The 21,239-nt window shown below is 40.2% G+C and carries 19 protein-coding genes, 1 pseudogene and 1 riboswitch; of the genes and pseudogenes, 14 read left to right on the top strand and 6 right to left on the bottom strand.

The genetic code is table 11. From position 1 onward, the window contains the following. Window positions 1–66: 66 nt before the first annotated feature. The 7 genes from AC1M9P_RS03370 (at window position 67) to AC1M9P_RS03340 (ending at window position 6,757) form a co-directional block, all read left to right on the top strand. Window positions 67–1,119 carry a hypothetical protein gene (locus AC1M9P_RS03370; RefSeq protein ID WP_212771588.1) on the top strand — a complete coding sequence of 351 codons (1,053 nt, stop codon included), beginning with the start codon at window positions 67–69 and terminating at the stop codon, window positions 1,117–1,119. 40 nt (window positions 1,120–1,159) lie between these two features. After that, window positions 1,160–1,279: riboswitch (TPP riboswitch) on the top strand. An 87-nt stretch (window positions 1,280–1,366) separates the two neighbouring features. Beyond that, on the top strand, window positions 1,367–3,262 hold the full coding sequence (gene thiC / locus AC1M9P_RS03365) for a phosphomethylpyrimidine synthase ThiC (protein ID WP_035263924.1): 1,896 nt from the start codon (window positions 1,367–1,369) through the stop codon (window positions 3,260–3,262). A 73-nt stretch (window positions 3,263–3,335) separates the two neighbouring features. Beyond that, complete coding sequence (locus AC1M9P_RS03360) at window positions 3,336–3,962, top strand: NUDIX domain-containing protein (protein WP_035263922.1); 627 nt, start codon at window positions 3,336–3,338, stop codon at window positions 3,960–3,962. Window positions 3,963–3,965: 3 nt separating this feature from the next. Then, window positions 3,966–4,772 (top strand): 3',5'-cyclic-AMP phosphodiesterase, encoded by an 807-nt coding sequence (cpdA, locus tag AC1M9P_RS03355; protein WP_035263920.1) that lies wholly within the window; start codon window positions 3,966–3,968, stop codon window positions 4,770–4,772. A 206-nt stretch (window positions 4,773–4,978) separates the two neighbouring features. Further along, window positions 4,979–5,500, top strand: a complete 522-nt coding sequence (dksA, locus tag AC1M9P_RS03350) for an RNA polymerase-binding protein DksA (protein WP_035263919.1) — start codon at window positions 4,979–4,981, stop codon at window positions 5,498–5,500. A gap of 59 nt (window positions 5,501–5,559) precedes the next feature. After that, window positions 5,560–6,423, top strand: coding sequence for a tRNA glutamyl-Q(34) synthetase GluQRS (gene gluQRS / locus AC1M9P_RS03345; RefSeq protein ID WP_035263917.1), 864 nt, complete (start codon window positions 5,560–5,562; stop codon window positions 6,421–6,423). Window positions 6,424–6,502: 79 nt separating this feature from the next. Beyond that, on the top strand, window positions 6,503–6,757 hold the full coding sequence (locus AC1M9P_RS03340; RefSeq protein ID WP_035263916.1) for a zinc-ribbon domain-containing protein: 255 nt from the start codon (window positions 6,503–6,505) through the stop codon (window positions 6,755–6,757). Window positions 6,758–6,773: 16 nt separating this feature from the next. Here the strand turns inward: AC1M9P_RS03340 and ftsW are convergent, their stop codons facing one another. The 5 genes from ftsW to AC1M9P_RS03315 form a co-directional block, all read right to left on the bottom strand. Next, window positions 6,774–7,970 (bottom strand): putative lipid II flippase FtsW, encoded by a 1,197-nt coding sequence (ftsW, locus tag AC1M9P_RS03335; protein WP_035263915.1) that lies wholly within the window; start codon window positions 7,968–7,970, stop codon window positions 6,774–6,776. A 10-nt stretch (window positions 7,971–7,980) separates the two neighbouring features. Beyond that, complete coding sequence (gene murD, locus AC1M9P_RS03330; RefSeq protein ID WP_035263914.1) at window positions 7,981–9,336, bottom strand: UDP-N-acetylmuramoyl-L-alanine--D-glutamate ligase; 1,356 nt, start codon at window positions 9,334–9,336, stop codon at window positions 7,981–7,983. A 150-nt stretch (window positions 9,337–9,486) separates the two neighbouring features. Beyond that, complete coding sequence (locus tag AC1M9P_RS03325) at window positions 9,487–9,735, bottom strand: DUF6587 family protein (RefSeq protein WP_035263913.1); 249 nt, start codon at window positions 9,733–9,735, stop codon at window positions 9,487–9,489. Window positions 9,736–9,759: 24 nt separating this feature from the next. After that, window positions 9,760–11,616, bottom strand: coding sequence for a ferrous iron transport protein B (feoB, locus tag AC1M9P_RS03320; RefSeq protein ID WP_035263911.1), 1,857 nt, complete (start codon window positions 11,614–11,616; stop codon window positions 9,760–9,762). Further along, window positions 11,613–11,864: a FeoA family protein gene (locus AC1M9P_RS03315; RefSeq protein ID WP_035264089.1), complete on the bottom strand. Its 252-nt coding sequence runs from the start codon at window positions 11,862–11,864 to the stop codon at window positions 11,613–11,615. Before AC1M9P_RS03315 ends, feoB begins: the two co-directional genes overlap by 4 nt. A 170-nt stretch (window positions 11,865–12,034) precedes the next feature. Between AC1M9P_RS03315 and xerD the strand changes: the two genes are divergently transcribed. The 4 genes from xerD to thrC all read left to right on the top strand — a co-directional run bounded on the left by xerD (window position 12,035) and on the right by thrC (window position 16,506). After that, window positions 12,035–12,952 carry a site-specific tyrosine recombinase XerD gene (xerD, locus tag AC1M9P_RS03310; RefSeq protein WP_035263908.1) on the top strand — a complete coding sequence of 306 codons (918 nt, stop codon included), beginning with the start codon at window positions 12,035–12,037 and terminating at the stop codon, window positions 12,950–12,952. A gap of 109 nt (window positions 12,953–13,061) precedes the next feature. Then, entirely contained in the window at window positions 13,062–13,877 is an 816-nt protein-coding gene (locus AC1M9P_RS03305) for a DsbC family protein (protein ID WP_035264087.1), read from the top strand. Window positions 13,878–14,001: 124 nt separating this feature from the next. Then, entirely contained in the window at window positions 14,002–15,306 is a 1,305-nt protein-coding gene (locus AC1M9P_RS03300) for a homoserine dehydrogenase (protein ID WP_035263907.1), read from the top strand. A gap of 60 nt (window positions 15,307–15,366) precedes the next feature. Next, entirely contained in the window at window positions 15,367–16,506 is a 1,140-nt protein-coding gene (gene thrC, locus AC1M9P_RS03295) for a threonine synthase (RefSeq protein WP_035263904.1), read from the top strand. A 48-nt stretch (window positions 16,507–16,554) separates the two neighbouring features. Here thrC and AC1M9P_RS03290 read toward each other — a convergent pair whose 3' ends face one another. Continuing rightward, the gene (locus tag AC1M9P_RS03290; RefSeq protein WP_481586721.1) at window positions 16,555–17,616 is read right to left on the bottom strand and encodes a serine hydrolase; all 1,062 of its coding nucleotides are present in this window, start codon (window positions 17,614–17,616) and stop codon (window positions 16,555–16,557) included. 217 nt (window positions 17,617–17,833) lie between these two features. Between AC1M9P_RS03290 and gacA the strand changes: the two genes are divergently transcribed. From gacA to AC1M9P_RS03275, 3 genes and pseudogenes are all read left to right on the top strand, one after another. After that, window positions 17,834–18,469, top strand: coding sequence for a response regulator transcription factor GacA (gacA, locus tag AC1M9P_RS03285; protein WP_035263902.1), 636 nt, complete (start codon window positions 17,834–17,836; stop codon window positions 18,467–18,469). An 18-nt stretch (window positions 18,470–18,487) separates the two neighbouring features. Then, the gene (locus tag AC1M9P_RS03280) at window positions 18,488–20,059 is read left to right on the top strand and encodes a sensor histidine kinase (RefSeq protein ID WP_035263899.1); all 1,572 of its coding nucleotides are present in this window, start codon (window positions 18,488–18,490) and stop codon (window positions 20,057–20,059) included. Between the two features lie 17 nt (window positions 20,060–20,076). After that, a pseudogene (locus tag AC1M9P_RS03275) lies at window positions 20,077–21,205 on the top strand (sigma-54-dependent transcriptional regulator); the annotation flags it as partial. Window positions 21,206–21,239 lie beyond the last annotated feature (34 nt).

The raw sequence follows: 21,239 nt of genomic DNA, 5'->3' as shown, positions 1-21,239 counted from the left end.
GGTTTTAAAATAAGTGAAAATCTATTTGCGCCTCATTTCACACTTTAACTGTATTTTGATATCTCAATGAAGTCATTTTTGCACACGTTTAAGCCCATTCGTCAATTATTGACTCTTATGGTCGTAAGTCTTGGCTTAACTGCGTGTCAAAAGCCGATTTCCGAAGAAATTCCTACTGAATCTCCAAACCCAACCCAAAACCAGAACACCACACCTGATCTCAACCTCATTTGTCAAAAACTCAAAAAAGAAATGCTCGGGATAACTGCTCAACGGACTACATTCGCCATTGAGCAAATCAATCAAGATATTCGACTTTGTCTTCCCTTAATGCCATTTCAGGAACAGAAAGAATTGATCGGTTTGGCAGACATCATGTATAGAAATTTCTTAAGTATAGATCGATCAGCTGATCAGCAAAAAGCTTTTGATTTATATGCTCATGACCAGTCGCAATTTCCGACGATTCAACAATCACAAATTGAAAAATTACATCCACGAGATCAATATTTACTTCGGCACAAGGGTCAAGCATATATTGATCTCGTCGATATTAACCACCAAGCAACTTATCAAAGAAACCCATACTATTTAGCACGAGTATTTGCCCCCTATTTCCCTGAGGCAGAACAAGCATTTATGCAGGAACTTGCTGAACAAAATCAGCAAGCACAATTTGAAGATCCTCATTTTCATCTTGAAGCACAAGAGATTTCTAGACGTGCCCAGTATTGGGAAAATTATCTAAAAAAATATCCTCAAAGCAGTTTCCGTTTAGATGCAGAGTACCTTTACCATTTTTATTCAAATCTATTATTTAAAGGTCTCAAACATGATCCTGTTTCTCATGATTTTGAAGGACGTGTTGAAATTACTCCCGATGCTTTAGCTGAAATCGAACAACTCGCAAATATGAAAAATAGTCGTTTAGCAGATCAAGCGAGACTTTTCTTAAAATTTATCGAACTGGATTCACAACAAAAAAGTAAATTAACTTCAAATCAGACTGATGAAAATCCGCAAGTTCTTATACAGCTAAGTCGCTATTTAAACTTAAAAACTGTTGATCTTGAAAATCGTCGTAATTGCTTTAAAGACGCAATTTGTTATGCATCCTAGTCTGATGACTTTAATCTGACTTTATATGTTAATATTTTGGCATCGCTTGACGGAGCGCGAGTAATAACTCGCTGAGATCACCTAAAACATTGTTTTGATGGTGAGTACCGTTGAACCTGATCAGGTTAATACCTGCGTAGGAATCAAGCCATCTAAAAACTTTGTTCTCGGTTATTCATTCAGGATAATTCCGCCACCGTTTTTGGTCGTGCTTGATTCGTTGATGTCATTCATAAGGATCATTGCAATGAACCAATTAACGAATCTTTCAAATACAGATCTCTCTGCTCAACATGAGCAAGATGCTCAAGATCTCACCCGCATTTTACCGGCGTCAAAAAAAGTCTATGTTCAAGGTTCTCGTCCAGATATTCGCGTACCCATGCGTGAAATTGCACTCTCTGATACACCAACGGGCTTAGGCGGTGAGTATAATCCTGCCATCATGGTGTATGACACTTCAGGTGTTTATACCGACCCTGAGATTCAAATTGATTTAAATCGAGGCCTACCAAACCTCAGAGATACATGGATTGAAGAGCGCGCAGATACAGAACAACTCGCGACATTAAGCTCAAAATTTGGGCGAGAACGTCTTCAAGATATTCGTACAGCTGGCATTCGTTTCGCACATATCCAGAAACCTCGTCGAGCTAAACCAGGACATAACGTTACGCAAATGCATTATGCTAAGCAGGGTATTATCACGCCTGAAATGGAATACATTGCGATTCGAGAAAACCAAAAGCAACGCGAAGGTGTGGATACTCGCCAACATGTTGGTCAAAACTTTGGTGCAAAAAATTTATTAGAAATTACACCTGAATTTGTACGCCAAGAAGTCGCTGCAGGTCGTGCCATTATTCCTGCCAATATCAATCATCCTGAACTCGAACCGATGATTATCGGACGAAATTTCCTAGTGAAAATCAATGCCAATATTGGCAACTCAGCACTGGGTTCATCCATTGATGAAGAAGTAGCAAAAATGACATGGGCAACACGTTGGGGTGCTGACACCATCATGGATTTGTCTACAGGTAAAAATATTCATGAAACACGCGAGTGGATTATTCGAAATTCTCCTGTACCTATTGGAACTGTTCCGATTTATCAAGCATTAGAAAAGGTGGATGGAATCGCAGAAGATCTTACATGGGAAATTTTTAAAGACACTTTAATCGAACAAGCTGAGCAAGGGGTTGATTACTTCACGATTCATGCTGGTGTTTTATTGCGCTATGTTCCTCTCACAGCCAATCGCTTAACGGGCATCGTTTCACGCGGTGGTTCAATCATGGCACAGTGGTGTCTTGCACATCATAAAGAAAATTTCTTATACACCCATTTTGATGAAATCTGCGAGATCATGAAAGCCTATGATGTCTCATTCAGCTTAGGTGATGGTTTACGCCCTGGGTGCATTCAAGATGCCAATGACGAAGCCCAATTTTCCGAACTACGTACATTAGGAGAATTAACCCATCGAGCTTGGGAACACGATGTACAAGTCATGATCGAAGGTCCTGGTCATGTTCCTATGCATATGATTAAAGAAAATATGGATTTACAACTTGAGGTTTGCAAAGAAGCACCTTTTTATACATTAGGACCATTAACAACAGATATTGCACCTGGTTATGATCATATTACTTCAGCAATTGGTGCAGCCATGATCGGTTGGTATGGAACAGCGATGCTTTGTTACGTAACACCTAAAGAGCATTTAGGTCTACCCAATAAAAAGGACGTCAAAGATGGCATTATTACCTATAAAATTGCAGCACATGCTGCAGACCTCGCCAAAGGACACCCAGGTGCTCAAGTCCGTGATAATGCGCTTTCAAAAGCACGTTTTGAGTTTCGTTGGGAAGATCAATTTAACTTAAGTTTAGATCCTGATACAGCACGTAGTATGCATGATGAAACCATGCCTAAAGAGGCACATAAATCAGCGCATTTCTGTTCGATGTGTGGACCTAAATTTTGCTCAATGAAGATTACCCAAAATGTGCGTGAATACGCTCAAAATCAGCAGTCTGATAATCTAGATCTCAAGTTAAATCAAGAGATTGAATCAGGTCTCAACGCGATGAAAAATGAGTATCATAAGCAAGGACAAAAGTTGTATCAGAAGCTGTAAAAATTAAAAAACCTGTTTTTCTTTAATGCAATCTCAGTTAGGATGAAATAAATTTTTGTCCTAACGTATACGAATGAAAATTCTTGAAAAAGCCACCTACAATAATAAAGATTTTAAGGTCCATTCTCGCGAATCCCTTTATCAAGGATTCATTCGTATAGAGAAAGTGAGCATCACACATCGTTTATTTGGTGAGAATACTTATACCCCAACAATTCATCGTGAATTAGTGCATCGTAAAGAAGCTGCTGGTGTACTCATCTACAATGATGCGCTCAAGCGCTTTGCACTGATTGAACAATTTCGAATTGGTGCAATCGATGATCCTATCTCCCCATGGCAACTAGAAATCATTGCAGGCGTATTAGATGGCGATGAATCACCTGAAACATGTATTCAGCGTGAGAGTTTAGAAGAATCTGGTTGTGAAATTCGTAATCTGGAACATTTATTTACCTTCTACCCTTCTGCTGGTGCGTGCGATGAAGTTTTTCATTTGTATGTTGCAGAAGCAGATCTTCCTGAGCAAGGCGGTATTCATGGTATGCCAGATGAAGGTGAGAATATCCAACTGCATATCTTAGCTTATTCAGATCTTGAACCATTATTGGCATCCAAACGATTGTGTAATGCACCTGTCATCATGGCTCTGCAATGGCTCAAACAGCACATTGCTACTACCTCTATAGCGCTGAGGTAATTTATGACGCCTTTAATCAAACAGAATAAAAATGATCAGCTCATTATCCAAATTACCGATACCCATCTCATGGATCATCCTGACACGCCGTTTGTTCAGATAAATCCTGAACAAAGTTTTCATGCAGTGATCAATGATATTTTAAATCGCTATCAAGACATTGATGCGATTATTCATACAGGTGACTTGGCACAGGTACCACATGAGGCAACTTATCAGCGATATTTGAGTTTCATGAAAAATTTGAATATTCCGTTTTATCAAATTCCAGGCAATCATGATGATGCCGAATATTTTCCTTTTGCAGCGCCTGATCCTATACCGGCCGTGTTAACTTTCGGAACGTGGAAAATCGTCCTATTAAATAGTGCTGTGCCCCACAAAGTAGATGGTTGGATTAAAGCAGAACAATTGAATCATTTATCAATGATTCTTCAGGAAACACAGCAGCACCCAGTCATTTTGGCGTGTCATCATCACCCACTTGAAATGAATTCCAAGTGGATTGATCGACACATCTTAAAAAATTCAGATCAATTGACACAGATCATGGCAGAATATCAACACATTCAAGCAGTGATCTTTGGACATGTGCACCAAGATTCGTTGAATGTCTGGAAAAATATTCAATTTTTATCAACGCCTTCTACCTCTGTTCAGTTTAAACCAAAGACTGAAGATTTTGCCTTTGATGACCTTGCACCAGGCTATCGCAGCCTGCTATTGAAAGCTGATGGTAGCTTTGAAACACGTGTTCATCGCCTACAAAATTTTGCGCAAAATATTAATAAAGAAATTTCAGGTTATTAGCTTTTCTTTTAAAGTGTTTTGGATTAAGTTATCTGTCCGAATGGAATCTGAACAGTCCAAAACAGATATTCATAGCTTTCATCTTTGATAAAAAATCTATATGATGACGCCCCCGATAGCAACAATCTATCGGAAGCGATAAAAACACTTGCATATCACCATATTTTTTGCGTACGCAAACACGCATATGATGAGGAATGCCCTTTATGGCGAATGACAACCAAAATCAAGTCTTGGAAGAAAACAACGTAGTTGCTGAAAAAGTAAAACGCGTGCGTAAGACCAAGCCAAAGACTTCCGAAGGCGGTACTACAGCGAGTCTATTTGGCATCGAGCCTTATCAGCCGAAAAAAAATGAAGAATACATGTCTGAAGGTCAACTTGAGCATTTCCGTCAAATTTTATTGGCATGGAAAGACGAGTTAATGTCAGAAGTGGATCGAACATTAAATACAATGCAAGATGAAAATACTGCATTGCCTGATGTAAATGACCGTGCAACGCAAGAAGAAGAGTTTGCGATTGAGCTTCGTACTCGTGACCGTGAACGCAAGTTAATTCGCAAAATTGAACAATCTATCGAAGCAATCAAAAATGATGACTATGGTTTCTGTGAAACCTGTGGGATCGAAATTGGCTTACGTCGTTTAGAGGCTCGTCCAACAGCGACGCTTTGCATTGATTGCAAAACTTTAGCTGAAATTAAAGAGAAACAAAATAACGGTTAATCATGTTATTTAATAATCCTTCCCTAACCCCTCCTTTGATAAAGGAGGGGGACAACAGGATGGCTTATGTAGGTCGGTTTGCGCCATCGCCAACCGGCCCTCTTCATTTTGGATCACTCATTACAGCTGTTGCAAGCTATTGTGAAGCAAGATCTCATGCAGGCAAATGGGTTGTACGAATTGAAGATACAGACATCCCTCGCATATATCCTGGTAGTGAAGAACATATCTTGTCATGTATTGAAGCTTTCGGTTTCGAGTTTGATGACGAAATTATCTTTCAAAAAGACCGTTTAAACATCTATGAATCTGTCTTAAATGATCTTCAGCAACGTGACCTCACCTATGCCTGCCAATGTACACGCAAAATCTTAGGCTCTAATCATATCTATAGCGCTACTTGCCGCGATTTAAAACTACCACACGATCAACAAGCCATTCGGGTTAAAACATCAGACGAGTTGATTTGTTTTGAGGATCTTTTACAAGGTCAGCATTGCTCTAATTTGACCAATGAATTAGGAGATTTTATTCTTAAACGTCGCGACGGTATTATTAATTATCAGCTCGCCGTGGTTGTGGATGATTATCTACAAGGAATGACTCATGTTGTGCGTGGTGCTGATTTGCTAGATAACACTGAACGACAAATTTGGTTAGGGCGATTATTGGGCTACCCTGAACTTCAGTATATGCATTTGCCCCTAGCAATGAATAAAGATGGTACAAAGCTTTCTAAGCAAAATTTAGCTGTAGCACTTGATCTCACCCAAGCCCCCCAACTCTTGAACAAAGCTATTCACGCATTAGGACAAGATCCAGTTGATCTAGATCAACCAAATCGCATGCTTCTACAGGCAATTCAACAATGGGATCGTAAGAAAATTCCAGTTGGCACCACCATACAAGGTGTTTTTGAATAGTGTCCATACAGAATCATGCTTGTTATTCAGCTGAAAATGTTTTTGAATTCCATTTAGATAGATTAATCAGGAGTTCATTATGTTTTTTATTTTTGGGGTAGGACCTAAAACCATCAAAACGGAAAAAGGGCAATTTCTATGCCCAGTCTGTCGTACATATAGCAATTATGAAATTAAACAACAACGCAATTATTTTTCTTTATTTTTTATTCCATTGATTCCACTATCAAAACCCAAATCTGGTCAAGTCACCTGTTTAAACTGTGGCACACATATGCCAACGATGGTGTTGCAGCAAAATAGTACTCCACCATCATCAGATTTGAATGCTTAAGATACAATCGTGTATTTTAAAAACTAGATACTTCCTTGGCCTGATTCTTTTCTTGGGTTGTTGCTTCAATTTTCAGCATTAAACTGACCATGACAGCACACATAATCAGAGATGAACCACCATAACTAATAAATGGTAAAGTTAAACCTTTAGTTGGGAGCAGCCCCATATTCATGCCAGCATTTACCATAATTTGCAGAACAAAAATAATGCTAATCCCGTAAGCCAAATAACCCGCTCTCAAAAATTGATGCTGAATGGCACGATGCCCTATTCGAATACACGCACCCACCATAAGAAATGACAGTGCGAGAACAACCGTAATGCCCATGAAACCGAACTCTTCTGCCAAAATAGCCAACATAAAGTCCGTATGCGCCTCAGGTAGATAAGACATTTTTTGAATACTATGGCCTAAGCCTACCCCTAACCATTCACCACGTCCAAAGGCCATAAGCGCATTTGAAAGCTGATAACCAGAACCTAAAGGATCTGCCCATGGATTGGTAAAAGACATTAAACGCTCGAAACGATAAGGCTCGAACACAACCAGCACTACAAATGCCATGATAATGGCACCCAATGCAATACCAAACTGGATTAGTGGCGCACCTGCAAGAAAGAACACCCCTAACATCGTTAAGGCAACCACTACCGTTGCACCTAAGTCAGGTTCAGCAATAATCAAACCAACTGTACATAGCATTACTGTTGCTAATCGTGCCAGCCCTTTCACATTATTCCGCACTTCTTCTGCCCGACGGACAACATAATCTGCAGTAAAAATAGCCATCATCACTTTCGCAGCTTCAGTAGGCTGGAAGGTAAATCCTGCGATTCGAATCCAACGCGTCGAACCGTTCACTTCCGAACCGACTAATAACACCGCGACAAGCAATGCCATAGTCATCATCCATAACGGAAATGTGTTATTAAACCAGGTATTTAACGAAACACGATAAACCAAAATTGCTGCGACAAACGCAACCACGATGGATATGGCATGGCGGATGACATAGTGGAATGGATTTTCATGCAATCTTTCTGCGTAAGGCATAGAAGCTGAACCAACCATCACCGTTCCAATACAGAGCAGTGCAATCACACAAAAAATTAGAACATTCCTTGATGTAATTTCACTTGGAATACGTGGTAACCAACGTTGGTAAATTTTATTCACTTTATCAATCGTTGTCTGAGCTGACTCAGCCATATCTTCGTCCTTATTGTTCTTCGTGCAGCGCATTCACACAAGCAACAAATTGATGTCCGCGTTGTGGATAGCCTGTAAACATATCAAAACTTGCACATGCTGGCGAAAGCAATACCACATCATGTTGCTGTGTATTTGCTTGGCATAATTTTACGGCTTCTTCTAATGATGTAGCGTGAAGAATTGTGGTTGTGCCTTGAATTGCTTGTTCAATCACTGGCGCATCTTCACCAATGAGTACCGCGAGTTTTGCAAATTCCGTTAATGATTTTCTTAAAGCATTAAAATCTTGCCCTTTACCTTGACCACCTAAAATGATGGCAACTTTAGCTTTCTGTACTGCGATCGCCGCACCTAAGCCGTCTAATGCTGCTAAGGTTGCCCCAATATTTGTACCTTTTGAGTCGTTATAATAACGAACACCTTGCACTTCTTTGACAAATTCGCAGCGATGTTCCAACCCCTTGAAGGTTTTCAAAGTTTCGAGCATGACCTCTAATGGTAGACCTATCGCTTCACCTAAAGCTAAACACGCAAGTGCATTTGCGACATTGTGTGTCCCTTGAATATACATCTCAGAACTTTTCAATAAACGTTCACGCCCCCTTGCTAGCCACATCGTGCCATCAGTATCTCTGAGTACACCATATTGATTCATATCTGGTGCATTGAGCCCAAAACTCTGCATTGGCGTTGCATCAGGTACTAAAGGACGTGTCAAAGAGTCATCCCGATTGAAGACCACTTTCTTGACACCTTGAAAAATACGATGTTTGGCAGTGTGATATCCCATCATATCGCCATGACGATCGAGATGGTCTTCGCTCATATTTAAGACGACAGCAACTTCAGCATTTAAGTTCGATGTAGTTTCTAATTGGAAACTGGATAGTTCTAAGATATATAGCTCTGGATCATCTTTGGTTAAATCTAAGGCTGGACGTCCTAAATTCCCCCCTACAGCAACTTTTTTGCCTGCATATTTCGCCATTAAGCCGATCAAGGTGGTCACTGTACTTTTTGCATTAGAACCTGTTATTGCAACAATAGGCTTTTCAGTCGCACGTCGTAAAATTTGAATTTCACTGACAACAGGAATGCCTTGTGCAAGTGCTGTTTGAATCACTGGCAGTTTAGGATCAAGCCCTGGACTGATAATAATTTCCTCAGCAGACAACAACATTTCTTCGTCAAATTTCCCAAAGCTAGTTTGGACTTCAGGTGGAATTTGATCATGTCCAGGTGGAGAGGTCCTCGAATCTGTTACTGCAACGTGATAGCCTTTTTCATGTAGAAAATTTACCGCAGCAACACCCGAAATTCCGAGTCCTGCGACAACTTTTAATCCACCACGCTGTATTAACATTTCTGCCCCATATTTTAGTCTAATTAGAAACTGCCGAAATGTTAGCACTTTGCTGCTTTGAATGCTTTTTTTGATTTCATAATCTTGACATTATTTTGTGTCCATGCGTAAAAAAACCGCCAATTTAGGCGGTTTTTTTATTGAAGTAAACTACTTCCATTTCACAGCTTGAGGGTTTAACTTGGGTGTTTCCTTGTCTGAAACAGGACAAGCGCAATTTCCGCCACATCCAGCAGTCATTTTGGGTTTAAGCCACTTTGATAGTGCCTTCCACCCTTTTCTTTCCGTGGCATCTGACAATTTCATAAAGACTGAATTTGACGTCTGTGGAAAAACCTTTTTGAATACGACCAATGCACTCCAAAGGACCAATGCCGTAATAATTAGAATTTCAATCATCTCAGTCTCCTCAACTCTTCAGATTTAAGCTAACACGCTGGTCGCGACTTGATAGGTCAAGAACGACATAAAGTACGCTAAACCAAATAAATAGACGGTCATCAAGCCAACTGTCTTCCAAGAACCTGTTTCGCGTTTCACTGTCGCTAATGTCGCCAAACAATGTGGTGCATAAATGAACCAGACCAAAAGTGATAATCCTGTTGCTAAAGACCAGCCCAAATCCCCACCACTACTAATCAGTGATGCCAAGCCTTCCGACATCGCATCCTCATCAACAGCAGACAAAGCATACACCGTGCCTAAAGCAGCAACGACAACTTCACGCGCAGCCATGGCTGGAATTAAGGCAATACAGATCTGCCAATTAAAGCCTAATGGCGCAAAGATTGGTTGCATCAAATGACCTAACATCCCCGCAAATGAATAATCAATCGCAGGTAAGGTTGCACCTTCTGGTGGTTGTGGGAATGTGCACAAGAACCACAACAAAATAGAAAGCGCAAAGATGATTCCACCGACTCGCTTCAAAAAGATTTTTGCTCGATCAAGCAAGCCAATCCACACGTTTTTCAAATCTGGAAAACGATAGCTTGGAAGTTCCATCAATAACATATGTTGAGATTTATCTTTTTGGAAAAACTTCAACACAAACGATACGATCAGTGCACTCACAATCCCTGCCATATATAGACCGAACAGCACTAAACCTTGAAGGTTAAATAGTCCCCAAACCGTTTGAGAAGGCACAAAAGCTGCAATCAACAACGCATAGACGGGTAAACGAGCTGAACAAGTCATCAATGGCGCAACAAAGATCGTGGTCAAACGGTCTCTTGGATCACTAATAGTCCGTGATGCCATGATTCCAGGAATTGCACACGCAAAACTCGACAGTAATGGAATAAATGCACGTCCCGAAAGACCTGCTTTATACATCAACTTATCAAGTAAGAATGCCGCTCGGGGTAAATAACCTGATTCTTCAAGCACCAAGATAAAGAAGAATAAGATGAGAATCTGAGGCAAAAAGACAACTACACCACCTGCACCCGCGATAATTCCATCAACCACTAAACTATTGAGTAATGGATGTGCAATATTCTCACCAACGACTTCACCCAACCAGCCAAAGAACGTCTCAATACCATCCATGAAGGGTGCCGCCCAAGCAAAAACTGCTTGGAAAATGATGAACATCATCACCGCTAAACTGAATAGACCAAGTACTGGGTGCAGAAAGATTTTATCGAGAAAAACTGAACGTTTATCATCAAATTCAACAAATTGAACGGCATCTTTGACAATCGCTTCAACTTTGTCGTGATCAGATCCTTTCAAACCTGTCAGCTCAGTTTGAGGAACAGCATATTTGCCATGATCTAGCGCATTCATCAGGTTTTCAATACCTGAGCGACGCACAGCAACCGTTTCTACAACTGGAATGCCTAAGCGCTCAGAAAGCTTTTGGGTATTTATTTGCATTCCACGACGACGAGCTTCATCCATCATGTTAAGTACGAGTAGCATTGGACGACCCAATTGGATCAACTCCAAAACTAAACCAAGGTGCAACTTCAGATTGGTTGCATCAACAACGCATAAAAATGCATCTTGATGACCTTCTTCCGCAATTTTCCCATAAACAACATCACGGGTGATTTCTTCATCTGGACTAGTTGCGTCTAAACTATACGTTCCTGGCAAGTCTAAAACACGAACCGCTTTACCTGAGTTTAGCGTGAAGTGACCAATTTTTCGCTCAACGGTTACACCTGCATAGTTACCTACTTTTTGGCGTGTTCCAGTCAAATGATTGAATAATGAAGTTTTACCACAGTTAGGATTACCAACAAGGGCAACACGCAACGCATCGCTCATGCCGACACTCCTTCTATTTCAATTTTTTGTGCTTCATTTTTTCTTAAGGCAAAGCGAGTAAAACCCACTTGAATGAGAATTGGATCGCCGCCAAACAGTCCTTTCGTAATGACTTGTACTTTAGTTCCGGCAACAAATCCTAGCGTTTCTAAACGACTTGCCACCATATCTGTAGAAGTACCATCTACAGTGCGATGCACTTGCGTAATGATGGCAGATTGTTTGACTTTCAAATCAGATAAACGCACCGTACCTAACCCTAAAAAATTTTGAACAGTATACATACAAATGAGAATTATTACCGCATTCTCATCAAGAATGATTCGCATCTTCTTATAACACATCGACATGCATAGAAAATTACACTACATTAGATAATCTCAATTAAATCAATCGAATTTCTCAATCGAATATCCCTATGATTAATAAGAAACCTCGAATTCCAGCCCCCATCCAAATTCCAGAACAACTTTCGTTCTTACACGGATTTCGAGATTATTTAATCGCTCAGTCTGTTAGTCCGCACACCCGAAATGCCTATCTCACAGATTTAGTCCAATGCAGTACTCTGTTAACCAGCCCCATGAACTTATGGTCACATGATGATATTTCAGATGTACTGATTGAGCTCACCAAACAAGGAAAAAGTCCTCGATCAATTGCTCGCACTTTATCGGCACTTCGGTCTTTCTATAAATTTTTAAGAGAGCAAAATTTAAGAACAGATAATCCTATAGCCGCACACAAAACACCCAAGTTAGGACGAGCGTTACCTAAAGATTTATCTGAGCAAGATGTTGAATCACTCATTCAAGCACCAGATACAAACACAGCGTTAGGCTTGCGTGATCGCACGATGCTTGAAGTCCTTTATGCTTGTGGTTTACGCGTGAGCGAACTGATTAATTTAAGAATAGATCACATCAATCTCAATCAGGGTTTTTTGCGAATCTTGGGCAAGGGAAATAAAGAACGTTTAGTTCCTTTGGGGCAAATTGCTGTGGAATGGATTGAAAAATATTTAGCAGAAGCTCGTCCACAACTCTATAAAAGTGCTACAGATTACTTATTTCTGACCCAACATGGCGGGATTATGAGCCGTCAAAACTTTTGGTATGCCATCAAACGTTATGCCCTCCAAGCAGGTATAGCGACAGAGCTATCCCCCCATACATTAAGACATGCTTTTGCAACTCACCTGCTCAATCACGGTGCAGATCTCCGAGTGGTACAAATGCTCCTCGGGCATAGTGATTTATCGACAACACAAATTTATACGCATGTTGCACAAATTCGCATGCAACAACTTCATGCTCAGCATCATCCCCGTGGCTAAGTCATCGATCTGAATTTTGTAGCACTGAGCTATAATTTACGATTTGAGAATATTTTTTGTTATGCTTAGCGCAGTAAAAATAATGCTGAAAACTTTAAAAGGGTTGTTTATGTTATTTACCCGTTCGAAAATTTTATTCGCTTCTACCCTTGCAACGACGCTTTTTATGAGTGCATGCTCCAAATCTGAAGACACACAAAAATCAGATGGTACTTTAACGGCAACTGCTCCAGCAACCGGCCAAGCATCAAATTTAACTGAGCGAAATGCGCAACAACGCTTGATTCAAAAGTTAGAGAAAAATTTTAAAACCGCAAATATCAATGCCAAAATTATCGACATTAAACCAACCGAAGTACCAAATCTTTACTGGGTCAATTTAGAGGGTATGACTGCGGTATACACTACTGCAGATGGTCAATATATTTTCCAAGGTGATTTACTACGTTTAGGTAATAAAAAAGTTGAAGATATTGGACAATCCTTCCAGTCGGCATTGAGTAAAGGGTTACTAAGCCAGTTAAAAGCTGAAGATCTCATTATTTATCCAGCTAAATCTAAAACCAAACATATCGTTTACGTTTTTACAGATATCAGCTGCCCTTACTGCCATAAATTGCATGAACATATGGATGAAATCAATTCTAAAGGAATTGAAGTTCGTTATATCGCGTGGCCACGTGGAGAACAGTATTTCCCAGCAATGGAAAGTGTCTGGTGTAGTAAAGATCGTAAAACTGCATTTGATCAAGCTATTGCAGGTCAACAATTAAACAATACCAACTGTGAAAATCCTGTTAAAGATCAGTACCAAATGGGTTTAAAAATGGGTGTAAATGGAACGCCTGCAATTTACAGCTCAGAAGGTGTTTATCTTGGTGGATACATGACAGCAGATGAAATACTACGTAGCTTAAATAACTAATATTTATGAGATAAATTACTGCTTTTTATACATCAATATTTAACTCGATTGACCCTAGAGTCTGCCTCTTTTTTTAGCTATGATCTAGGTTCAATAAAATTTTACATATTTTTTGGAGTGTGACGTGAAACCAGTTCGTCTGGCAATACTCGGTCTAGGAACCGTAGGTGGTGGTGCCCTTAAACTATTACAAGAAAACGCTGCTGAAATTAGACGTCGCACCGGTCGTGAAATTCAAATTACTTATGTGGGTACTCGTCGCCCTCGCCCAGATTTAAATCTTCCAGACTCAGTTAAACAAAGTGCCGACCTTCTTGATATCGTTCGTCAACCTGATGTTGATGTTGTTGTTGAAGTCATGGGTGGTATTCACCCTGCTTATGAAGTCATCAAAGAAGCAATTGTTCATGGCAAACAAGTTGTCACTGCAAATAAGGCGCTTTTAGCTGAACATGGTAACGAATTATTTAAACTTGCTGAAGACAATGCTGTGCAGATCGCCTATGAAGCAGCTGTTGCTGGCGGTATTCCAATTATCAAAGTAATTCGTGAAGGCTTAGCTGCCAATAAAATCGAATGGCTTGCAGGCATCATTAATGGCACAGGCAACTTTATCCTAAGTGAAATGCGTGAAAAAGGGCGTGCTTTTGCGGACGTTCTGAAAGAAGCGCAAGAACTAGGCTATGCTGAAGCAGATCCAACCTTTGATGTAGAAGGGATTGATGCTGCTCACAAGTTAACCATTCTTGCTTCTTGTGCATTTGGTATTCCACTTCAATTTGATAAAGTTTTTACTGAAGGAATTGGTAAAGTTACTGCACAAGATGTGAAGTATGCTGAAGATCTTGGCTTCCGTATTAAGCATTTAGGTATTGCACGTCGTGCAGAAAAAGGCATTGAATTACGTGTTCACCCAACGCTCATTCCAGATGATCAGTTGATCGCAAATGTAAACGGCGTTAAAAATGCTGTTCTCGTACAAGCGAACGCAGTCGGCCCAACTTTATATTATGGTGCTGGTGCTGGTGCTGGTCCAACTGCTTCTGCCGTAGTCGCTGACGTTGTCGATATCGTTCGTGACATTTCTTATACTGAAGACGGTGCTGGAACTATTCCACAATTAGCATTTGAAGCACTCACAGACTTACCAATTCTAAGTCGTGAAGAAATGACAACGGGTTACTACATCCGCATTAATGCTGAAGATCAAACAGGTGTACTTGCTGAAGTTACTACGATCTTGAGTCGTGCAGGAATCAGTATTGATGCCATTATGCAGCAACCTCGCTTAAAAGACCTTATTCCTATCGTGATTCTGACAGATCCTATTGTTGAATCAAAAATGGATGAAGCGCTTTCACAAATTCAAGCATTACCCGTCATCCATGGCGAAATTGTACGAATTCGTTTAGAATCGCTTGATAATTAATCATCTCGGGTAGAGGGTACTGCTGCCCTCTCCAGCTCTACACACAATTGGAACATCATCATGTCTAATGCCAATCGTTACACTGGTTTAGTTGACCGTTATCGCGACCGTTTACCAGTGTCTGCAACTACTCGTGCAATCTCCCTAGGCGAAGGTAATACACCACTGATTAAGCTTGCGAATATTCCACGTTTAATTGGCAAAAATGTTGAAATTTATGTGAAGTACGAAGGCTTAAACCCGACTGGTTCATTTAAAGACCGTGGTATGACCATGGCAGTCACTAAAGCGGTTGAAGAAGGCTCTAAAGCGATTATCTGTGCATCTACAGGTAATACCTCTGCTGCCGCTGCCGCTTATGCTGCTCGCGCTGGTATTAAAGCATTCGTTTTAATTCCAGAAGGCAAAATTGCAATGGGTAAAATGGCTCAAGCAATGATGTATGGTGCGATCACAATGCAAATTCGTGGTAACTTCGATGACGGTATGCGCCTTGTTAAAGAAGTTGCTGACCAAGCCCCTGTAACTATCGTAAACTCAATCAACCCTTACCGTTTGCAAGGCCAAAAAACGATTGCATACGAAATCGTTGATGAATTAGGTCGTGCACCTGACTATCACTGCTTACCAGTAGGCAACGCAGGTAACATCACTGCACACTGGATGGGTTATACAGAAGCTGTTGCAAACCAACCTGCGGATCAATTTGAGCAAGTAATTTATGATGCTGAAACTGATCAATTCACTGGTCCTAAACCTGAAGATTTACCGACGATGGTTGGCTATCAAGCTTCTGGCGCAGCACCATTCTTACGTGGTGCACCTGTTCAAAACCCTGAAACTGTTGCAACAGCAATCCGTATTGGTAACCCACAAAGCTGGAACCATGCGAAAGCGGTAGTACGTGACTCTCAAGGTTGGTTTGATGAATTAACAGATGCTGAAATCTTAGAAGCTCAACGTTTGCTTTCTATGTATGAAGGTGTATTTGTTGAGCCAGCTTCTGCAGCTTCGATTGGTGGTGCAATCCGCGATATTAAAGCGGGCAAAATTGCTGAAGGTTCAGTCATTGTTTGTACTGTAACAGGTAATGGTCTTAAAGATCCTGATACTGCTATCAAACAGTGTTCTGATGCAGTCATGCTTTCAATTGATGCAACGATGGATCAAGTACGCGATTCAATTTTGTCTAATATGTAAGATTGCATGATAAAAAACCCTGCAGATGCAGGGTTTTTTATTTATGGTCTAGATCGCACGTGGTAACTGACTGGTCCAACGCATTAAGCGAACAGCATCATCATTACGAGCTTGAGTATTGCTTGCTCCTAAAAGCACAACTACAGCTGGACGATTATTCAAAGTCGTATGCATCACCACACAACGCCCAGCCTCATTAATAAATCCCGTCTTTGAAATGTTAATATTCCAGCCACCGTTACGAACGAGAGAGTTCGTGTTGTTCGATTTCAACACACGATAACCGAGGTTAAAGTCATAGGTTGGCGTCGTAGAAAATTGACGAATAAGACCGTACTGTGATGCGGTACTCACCAAGATGCCCAAGTCCCGCGCAGAAGCAACATTGCGAGGATCTAGACCTGTAGACTCAGTAAATTTAGATGAATACATCCCTAAGGCACGTGCTTTATTATTCATAGCAGAGACGAAAGCCGCACGACCTCCTGGATATGTTCGAGCCAAAGCCGCAGCTGCAGGATTTTCAGATTTCATTAAAGCGAATAATAAGGCTTCAGCACGATTCATTGTGTCACCTACACGCAATGTCGAGCTTGAGTTTTTACCACCCGCACCTGCAAAATCAATGCTTTGCAGGGTAATATTTTCGGACATATTTAATTGTGCATCTGCAATCACTACAGCTGTCATTAACTTTGTAACAGACGCAATCGGTAGAGCAGTATTCGTGTTCTTACTAAATAAGACCTCACCTGTATTTGCATCCATGACCAATGCTGCACGCGCGTTCACTGAAGGTTGATTACTATAGCGACTATTATCAAGAACCTGTGTGGTTGGTGATGTTGAGGTCGCAGGACCTGTAGATTTACGAATTGTTGTTGTAATTGTGGTCGTTGCTTGAGGTGTATACTCTTCTGATGAGGAAGTAGAGGCTTTGACACTATCATTATTTAAGAATTGGCTCGCATCTTCAGATGACCAACTGATACTCGCCTGCCCCGGTGCAGAATTAGCATGATTAATTAATTCTGCAAAGCTCAATGAGCTCATAGAGAGTAGTACTGATGTAGTCAGCACATGCATTAGCGTTAATTTCTGTTTTTTCACGATAACTTACTCATCTTACGGAGGCATTTTGCATCATTGCTAATCACCTCAAATATGACTTACATTTAGGTACAAACGTGATTAATATTAAACCACGTGATTATGCACAGTATTTTAGTAAAGATTAGGAATAGCATTGCTATTTTTGTTAGTCCAATGCAAGCAGTTTTTGCATCATGTAACAAAAAAGTAAGAATAGATTTCAGAGGAGGTGTTTGTGATCACGGTATTAGTGGTAGATGACCATGAGTTAGTTCGTACAGGTATTTGTCGTATGCTTGAAGATCAAGCAGATATTCAAGTCATTGGTCAAGCAGAGTCCGGTGAAGAAGCCATTAGTCTTGTTCGTCAACACCACCCTAATGTCGTCTTGCTCGATGTGAATATGCCTGGTATCGGTGGCGTAGAAACCACTCGACGTTTATTACAAACAGCGCCTGACACCAGAGTTCTCGCCGTCAGTGGTCTAGCGGAAGAACCCTATCCATCACTACTGTTAAAAGCAGGGGCTCGTGGTTATATCACGAAGGGAGCTCCAATCACAGAAATGGTGCGTGCAATCAATAAAGTCATGCAAGGTGGTAAATACTTCAGTGCAGATATTGCTGAACAGCTTGCGAGTTCTTATTTATCTGATACACAAACCTCTCCTTTTGACGCACTTTCTGAACGTGAAATGCAAGTCGCGATGATGGTTGTGAATTGTATTAGTGCCCAAGAAATTTCAGACAAACTCTTTGTTAGCGTAAAAACAGTGAATACCTACCGCTATCGTATATTTGAAAAATTAGGAATCGATAGTGATGTCAAACTGACTCATTTGGCAATTCGTTATGGTTTGATTAAGCCTTAATTTGATCTGAGTATTCCAATGACGTCTGCTGCTTCAATTTCTATTTACCAAACGATCTACCGTCTTGGAACGCTATATTCAAGTTATCGTGTCATTATCGCCCTAAGCTTAACGCTCATATTCCTACTGACTATTGATTCTGAACGTTATTTTTATCAATACGAATCAATCTATTTTTACGCTTTACTCCTTTATGTCGCAAGCAGCATTGTACAAACGATCGTTTTAAAATACTTACCACAAGCCATTTCTAAACAAATTATCACCTTATTTGCAGTTGACCTGCTCTTTCTAAATACCCTTACTTTTGCACTCGGTGGCCCCAATATCGCAATTGGGTTATTGTTTGTCATTTCCGTCTTTGCAGCAAATTTTTTACTCAGTAAAAACCAAGCCTTATTCATCACATTGGTTGCGGTGATTGGGGTCGTATATCAACAGTTTTTTGGTAGTTTGTTCTCCATTGAAAGTCTAAATAATATTGGTGACAGTGCCTTTCTTGCCTTTTTATTTTTTGTGGTTCATGGCATTGGTCAAGTATCAATACAACGGTTTCAAGTACTCGAATCGGTCAATACACATCAAGCTAACGAACTCTTTAAATTACAAAATATTAATCGTTATATTCTTGAGCAAATCGAAGTTGGTTATCTGGTCTTAGATGATCACTGTAAAATTATCGTCTGCAATCCTGCTGCATGTTCCCTACTCGGTATTTCGCCACTGTATGCTCATGAACAATATAATCTTGCCAATTTTCAACCAGATCTCTATGAAATTCTCAAAAACACATTAGTGGCTCATGGAGAGCGCTTTCAATTTGAATCGCATCAATCATCCTATACGGTTGATATTCGTATTCAAAAATTGGTTACACCTCAACAAGCACTCACGCTATTAATTTTGGAAGATGCGCAAAAGCTTAATCAGAAAGTTCAACAAATGAAATTAGCTTCTCTTGGTCAATTATCAGCCAGCATTGCACATGAAATACGTAATCCTTTAGCGGCAATCGTACAAGCTAATGAACTTAATGATGATTCGGATGAAGAACAAAAACGTATGCTCAATCAAATGATTGCCAAGCAAGCAAAACGTATTGATAAAATCGTCAAAGACACATTGGATATGGCAAAGAATAAAAAAACTGCTGGTGTACTAATTCATTTTGAACAGTTTATGCATGATCTTATTCACCAAGATTTAGCAGATATCAGTTCTCATATTCAATTACAGCTTGAAGCTAATCTTGAAGTTTATTTTGATGAAATCCAACTGCGACAAGTTCTGATTAATTTAATTCGTAATGCTATTCGTCATAATGATCCGACCGCAGAGTACATTTTTGTCAGAAGCAGTTGTTCAGAAAATCAAATTTTTATTGATGTTATCGATTTTGGCAAAGGCATCCAACAACATGATTTATCTCAATTATTTCAACCATTTTTTAGTACTGAAACCAATGGAACTGGTTTAGGATTATATTTATCACAAAGTATTTGTGAAGCTAACCAAGCAAAATTGAGTTATATCGAGCAAGAACAGCAAGGTGCATGTTTTCGTATTACATGCCATAAGACAGACGTTTAGATGGATAAGATCAGGTTATGGTAAAACAACAACCTTTAGTACTTTTAGTCGATGATGAACCTGATTTATGCATGTTGATGCAAATGACCCTTTCTCGGATGGGCATTAAAACGCATATGGCACATCATTTGAAACAAGCGCTACATTTTCTAAGCGAATATAAATACGATGCGTGTATCACCGATTTCAATTTACCGGATGGCAATGGCATCGATTTAGTTAAATACGTCACCCAGCACTATCCGAAGACGCCCATCGCGGTACTGACCGCCTATGCCAATATGGAGTTGGCAATCTCTGCTTTAAAAGCAGGCGCTTTCGATTTCGTTAGTAAGCCTATTAATCAACAGCATTTGCATCAATTGCTTAAGAAAGCATTACACACCCCTGCAGTGGATGATGATCTCAATCAGCTTCCACTTGAGGAACAACTGCTGATTGGTGTCTCAGAACAAACTCAACAGCTTCGTACAGCAATCAAAAAAATAGCTCGATCACAAGCACCTGTCTTTATTACAGGTGAATCAGGGACTGGTAAAGAAATCGTTGCGAATCTTATTCATCAACTCAGTAATCGTCATGATCATGCCTTTGTCGCGATCAATTGTGGTGCAATGAATGAAGACCTGATGGAAAGTGAATTATTTGGTCATATCAAAGGCAGTTTTGCAGGTGCTGACCAAGACAAACAAGGGTTAATTCAAACAGCTGACGGTGGAACATTATTTTTAGACGAAATTGCAGAGCTTTCACTCGCCATGCAAGCTAAATTGCTGAGAGCAGTTCAAGAAAAGAAAATCCGTCCGATTGGCAGTGATAAAGAGCTTGATGTTGATTTTAGGATTGTCAGTGCAAGCCATCAAAATCTTGAGCAATTGGTTCAACAAGGCAAATTTAGACAAGATCTATTTTTTAGAATTCATGTGATGGATTTACGTCTTACCCCACTCCGCGATAGACCCAAAGATATTCCTGTTCTAGCTCAACATTTTATTGATAAAATCAGTAGTGAATGGCGTATTGAAGCCCCTCAACTGTCTCAAGAGGCGATACAATTCCTTAAACAACAACCATTTACAGGGAATGTACGCGAACTTAAAAATATCATCGAGCGTGCACTTACACTTTGCGATGATAAGCTCATAGCCGTCGAGCATGTTAAAAGCCCTTCATTAGGCTT

This window comes from Acinetobacter sp. 25-47-122 (assembly GCF_056779695.1).
Note: the sequence above shows the minus strand (reverse complement) of the source record. Positions and strands in the feature narration are given on the sequence as shown.